The sequence below is a fragment of the Parasphingorhabdus sp. genome (genome assembly GCF_036964675.1).
Lineage (GTDB): Bacteria > Pseudomonadota > Alphaproteobacteria > Sphingomonadales > Sphingomonadaceae > Parasphingorhabdus.
The window spans coordinates 1-5,106 of sequence record NZ_JBALTF010000106.1 but is presented as its reverse complement, the minus strand read 5'-3'; the positions used below and the strand labels follow the sequence as shown (position 1 = coordinate 5,106).

3 protein-coding genes and 1 pseudogene are annotated in these 5,106 nt (G+C 59.0%); all 4 read left to right on the top strand.

Going from position 1 to position 5,106, the window contains the following annotated elements:
* Window positions 1–602: pseudogene (locus tag V7665_RS12955) on the top strand (malate dehydrogenase); the annotation flags it as partial.
* Window positions 603–704: 102 nt separating this feature from the next.
* A complete protein-coding gene (gene sucD, locus V7665_RS12950) occupies window positions 705–1,595 on the top strand; it encodes a succinate--CoA ligase subunit alpha (RefSeq protein ID WP_335664953.1) in 891 nt (296 codons plus the stop codon).
* Window positions 1,596–1,648: 53 nt separating this feature from the next.
* Entirely contained in the window at window positions 1,649–4,435 is a 2,787-nt protein-coding gene (locus tag V7665_RS12945) for a 2-oxoglutarate dehydrogenase E1 component (RefSeq protein WP_335664952.1), read from the top strand.
* A gap of 107 nt (window positions 4,436–4,542) precedes the next feature.
* Window positions 4,543–5,106, top strand: a 564-nt coding sequence (locus tag V7665_RS12940; protein WP_335664951.1) for a biotin/lipoyl-containing protein, incomplete at its 3' end; no start/stop codon positions are given.

The window sequence follows — 5,106 nt, the reverse complement described above, 5'->3', positions numbered from 1 at the left end:
ACCCGCTCGACGCGATGGTCTGGGCCTTGCGCGAATTTTCCGGCCTGCCGCACAACATGGTGGTCGGCATGGCCGGCGTTCTCGACAGCGCCCGCTTCCGTCACTTCCTCGCTGAAGAATTCAATGTCTCGGTCGAAGATGTCACCGCGTTCGTTCTTGGCGGCCACGGCGATACCATGGTTCCGGTACCGGCTTACTCGACGGTCGCCGGTATCCCGATCCCCGATCTGATCAAGATGGGCTGGACCACGCAGGAAAAGATCGATGCGATTGTTGACCGCACCCGCAAGGGCGGCGGCGAGATTGTTGCGTTGCTCGGCAATGGTTCGGCTTATTATGCGCCGGCAACCAGCGCGATCATGATGGCGGAAAGCTTCCTCAAGGACAAACGCCGGGTGCTGCCAGCCGCCGCGCATCTGACCGGCCAATATGGCGTCGATGATCTCTATGTCGGCGTGCCGTGCATCATCGGCAAAGGCGGCGTCGAGAAGATCATCGAGATCGAACTGAGCGAAGAAGCGCAGGGCAATTTCAATGTGTCGGTCGATGCGGTGAAGGAATTGCTGGCGGCTTGTAAGGCGCTGGATAGCTCTCTGGCATAAACGCAACCGTCATCCCGACGAAAAATCGGGATCTCATGCGAAAACGCGGCGCGCTGGGACGGAGATTCCAGCTTTTGCTGGAATGACGAGGAAGTAAGTTTAATGAGCATTTTAATCGACAAGAACACCAAGGTCATCACTCAGGGCATGACCGGCAATACCGGTACGTTCCACACCGAACAGGCTCTGGCTTATGGCACGCAAATGGTTGCGGGCGTGACGCCGGGCAAGGGAGGCACGACCCATATTGGTCTGCCGAACTACAACACCGTTGCGGAAGCCAAGGAAGCTACCGGCGCGACTGCTTCGGTTGTTTATGTTCCACCACCATTTGCAGCGGACTCGATCCTCGAGGCGATTGATGCGGAGATCGAACTGATCGTTGCGATTACCGAGGGCGTTCCCGTTCTCGACATGGTTCGCGTCAAGCGTGCGCTGCAGGGCAGCAAGTCGCGCCTGATTGGCCCGAACTGCCCAGGCGTTTTGACTCCCGGCGAATGCAAGATCGGCATCATGCCCGGCAGCATCTTCATGAAGGGTTCGGTCGGCGTGGTCTCGCGTTCCGGTACGCTGACTTATGAAGCCGTGCATCAGACAACTGCGGTTGGCCTTGGCCAGACCACGGCGGTCGGCATTGGTGGAGATCCGGTCAATGGGACCAACTTTATCGACGTTTTGGAACTATTCCTTGCCGATGATGAAACCAAGTCAATCATCATGATCGGTGAAATCGGCGGCAGCGCGGAAGAAGAAGCGGCGCAGTTCATTGCCGACGAAGCCAGGAAAGGCCGTTCGAAACCGATGGTCGGCTTTATCGCTGGCCTCACGGCTCCTCCGGGACGCCGCATGGGCCATGCCGGTGCGATTGTTTCCGGCGGTCAGGGCGGCGCGGAAGACAAGATCGCGGCGATGGAAGCCGCGGGTATCCGCGTTTCGCCTTCGCCGAGCGAACTGGGCACGACGCTGGATGCGATGCTGAAAGAACTGGTCTAGATTATTAGGCCCTCTGCGCGAGCAGAGGGCCTCCCTCCCCCAAGGAAATGATCATGGGTTTTGAGAATCAGGATTTTATTGGCTCGGAGCAAGAGCAGGGCCCGAGCTGGCAGCGCAAGCATTGGCCGATTGATGATGCCGACGAGCTGAATAGCGCGCTTGATCCGACGCAAATGGGCATCGAGATCAAGCAGGCGGCGGAGAAATCCGGCAAGTCATTGTCCGATGCCGAGGTTGGCCAGGCGGCAGAGAAATCGATCCGGGCGATGATGCTGATCCGCACCTATCGGGTGCGTGGGCATCTGGGTGCCAATCTGGACCCGCTTGGCCTGTCGAAGCTCGAAGAACCGGCCGACCTGACCCCCGAATTTCATGGTTTTACCGCCGGCGAGATGGACGATCCGGTCTATCTGGGCGGGGTTCTGGGATTTCAGACCGCATCCATTCGCGAGATCGAAGCGGTGCTGCGGGCCAATTATTGCGGCTCGGTGGGCCTCGAATATATGCATATTGCCGACACCGAGGAACGGCGGTTTCTTCAAGACCGGATGGAAGGCAAGGATGCCGCGATCCAGTTTACGCCGGAAGGCAAGAAGGCGATTCTCAACAAGGTGATCGAAGGCGAGGAATATGAAAATTTCCTCGGCAAGAAATATGTCGGGACCAAGCGTTTCGGCCTCGACGGTGGCGAATCGATGCTGCCGGCGCTGGAGAATATCATCAAATATGGTGGTCAGTCCGGCGTTCGCGATATTGTCTATGGCATGGCCCATCGCGGCCGGCTGAACATTCTCGCCAATGTGATGGCCAAGCCGTACAAGGTTATCTTTCACGAATTTCACGGCGGTTCGGCCAACCCCGAAGATGTCGGCGGTTCCGGTGATGTGAAATATCATCTCGGGACCTCTACCGACCGCGAATTTGACGGCATCAATGTCCATATGAGCCTGGTGCCCAATCCATCGCATCTCGAAGCGGTCGATCCGGTGGTGCTCGGCAAGGTCCGCGCCCAGCAAGTAGCGCGCGACGATCTGGAAAAACATGATCAGGTCTTGCCGGTGCTGATCCACGGCGATGCCGCCTTTGCCGGTCAGGGCATCGTCTGGGAATGTCTCGGCTTCTCCGGCATCCGCGGTTATAATACCGGCGGCTGTATCCATTTCGTGATCAACAACCAGATCGGCTTTACCACCAGTCCGCAATTTGCGCGCTCGTCGCCTTATCCGTCCGATGTCGCCAAAGGTGTGCAGGCACCGATTTTCCACGTCAATGGCGATGATCCGGAAGCGGTGACCTTCACCTGCAAGATGGCGATGGAATTCCGCCAGCGGTTCGGCCGGGATATCGTCATCGACATGTGGTGCTATCGCCGCTTCGGCCATAATGAAGGCGATGAACCGAGCTTCACCCAGCCGATCATGTATGCCGCGATCAAGAAACATCCCAAGGTCAGCAAGCTCTATGAAGCGCGGCTGGTCGAGGAAGGGGTGATTGATGCGGATTGGGGCGATGCCACGCGGGCCGCCTTTGCCGACCATCTCGAAACCGAATTTCAGGCCGCGGCCACTTATAAAGCAGACAAGGCCGACTGGTTTGGTGGCCGCTGGCAGGGTCTGCATATTCCCGCCGATCCGGAAAGCGCGCGGCGCAATGTCGAAACCGCGATTGACACAAAATTGTTCGACAGTCTGGGCCGGACGCTGACGAAGGTTCCTGATGGCCTGCGGATTCACAAGACACTGGGACGGGTGCTCGATGCCAAGGCCGATATGTTCAAGAGCGGCGAGAATTTCGACTGGGCAACCGGCGAAGCGCTGGCTTATGGATCGCTGGTTTCCGAAGGCTATAATGTGCGCCTGTCCGGGCAGGACAGCGGGCGCGGGACCTTTTCCCAGCGGCACGCAGTCTGGGTCGATCAGGAAACGGAAGAAAAATATGTGCCGTTGAGCAATGTACCGCATGGCCGGTTCGAAGTGCTCGACAGCCCGCTCTCCGAATATGGTGTGCTCGGTTTTGAATATGGCTATGCCGGAGCGGACCCGAAAACGCTGGTGCTCTGGGAAGCGCAATTTGGCGATTTCGCCAATGGCGCGCAGATCATGATTGACCAGTTCATTGCCTCGGGCGAAGCCAAATGGCTGCGCGCAAACGGTCTGGTGATGCTGCTGCCGCATGGTTATGAAGGTCAGGGTCCCGAACATAGTTCGGCGCGGCTGGAACGGTTCCTGCAACTCTGCGCGCAGGACAATATCCAGGTCGCCAATATCACCACCCCGGCCAATTATTTCCACATCTTGCGCCGCCAGATGCTGCGTAGCTTTCGCAAGCCTTTGATCATCATGACGCCGAAATCGCTGCTGCGGCACAAGCTGGCGGTATCGAAAGCGGAAGATTTCCAGGGCGACCAGCATTTCATGCGGATATTGTCCGACACCAATCCGCCGGCCGACAAGGATGTGAAGCGGGTCGTGCTCTGCTCGGGCAAGGTCGCTTATGATCTGATCGAGGCGCGTGACGAAGCGGGTGACAAGACTACCGCGATCATCCGGATCGAACAGCTTTATCCATTCCCCGGCGAGCCTTTGGTGGTCCGTCTCAAGCGGATGACAAATCTCGAGACTGTGGTCTGGGCGCAGGAAGAGCCGAAGAATCAGGGCAGCTGGCATTTTGTCCGCTCCTATCTGGAAGAATGTCTGGCGCAGGCGGACGGCGGTCCGGTCGAACCGGTCTATGCCGGACGCGCCGCTTCGGCGTCACCGGCAACCGGTCTGGCTTCGCGGCACAAGCAGCAGCAGGCGCAGCTGATCGCCGAGGCACTGGGACATGAGGTTGAGGGTTAGTTAGGGACTTGGTCCCCCGCGCAGGCGGGGGACCATTTCGCGATGGTAATTGGACGCGCAGACGGGAGATAGACTCCTGCCTTCGCAGGAGTACAGGTAGGAAGAACATGGCAATAGAAGTAACAGTCCCGGCATTGGGCGAATCGATCACCGAAGCGACTCTGGGCGAATGGCTCAAACAGCCCGGCGATGCGGTTGCCGCTGATGAACCGATTGCCAGTCTGGAAACCGACAAGGTGGCGCTGGAAGTGCCGGCACCGCAAGCCGGCGTGATGGGCGCGCATCAGGTCGCGGTCGGCGATACGGTCGAGGTTGGCGCGGTCATCGCGACGATCGAAGCCGGCAGCGGTACGGCGGCCAAGTCTGCCCCGGCACCGGCCAAGGAAAAGTCGGAAACCAAAGAAGCAGCCAAGGCAGATGAACCCGATGCCTCGATCACCTTGTCGCCGTCGGTGCGCCGGCTGGTGCTGGAACATGGTGTCGACCCGAGCAAGATCAGCGGCACCGGCAAGGATGGCCGGCTGACCAAGGCCGATGTCGAGCAATATGTGCAATCCGGTGCGCAGCAGCCACCGCTGACCGAAAAGGGCGCGGCAAGCGGCGCGCCGGCGCCGTCTGCGCCATCACCATCCGGCAACCGCAACGAAGAACGCGTCCGTATGACCCGCTTG

Coding starts and splice junctions, on each gene's coding strand:
- V7665_RS12945 (WP_335664952.1), top strand. CDS start 1,649: ATGGGTTTTGAGAATCAGGATTTTATTGGCTCGGAGCAAGAGCAGGGC.
- sucD (WP_335664953.1), top strand. CDS start 705: ATGAGCATTTTAATCGACAAGAACACCAAGGTCATCACTCAGGGCATG.